This window comes from Phosphitispora fastidiosa (genome assembly GCF_019008365.1).
GTDB lineage: Bacteria > Bacillota > Thermincolia > Thermincolales > UBA2595 > Phosphitispora > Phosphitispora fastidiosa.
In genome coordinates this window covers 1-264 of record NZ_JAHHUL010000151.1, presented here as the reverse complement: position 1 = coordinate 264, position 264 = coordinate 1, and the positions used below count along the sequence as shown (strand labels likewise).

Here is a 264-nt window from a genome sequence, read left to right as displayed (position 1 = left end):
CTGGCCGTGTTGGCGTCAGCGGCGACCTGCCAGCCCGACAGATAGATGGCCTTCAGGCCCGCACGGACCATCTGCATCGCCTGATTGCCGGTGACGGCGCCCAGGGCGTTGATGAAGGGTTCGGTGTGCAGCAGCTCCCACAGGCGGTTCGCGCCGCGTTCCGCCAGGGTGTGGGTGATCGGCACCGATCCGCGCAGACGCAGGACATCTTCCGGCGTGTACGGGCGCTCGATGCCGTCAAAACGGCCAGCGGGCGAAGGAACC

1 pseudogene is annotated in these 264 nt (G+C 67.8%); it reads right to left on the bottom strand.

Annotation, left to right across the window (positions count from 1 at the left end):
- Positions 1-264: pseudogene (locus tag Ga0451573_RS19305) on the bottom strand (isocitrate lyase); the annotation flags it as partial.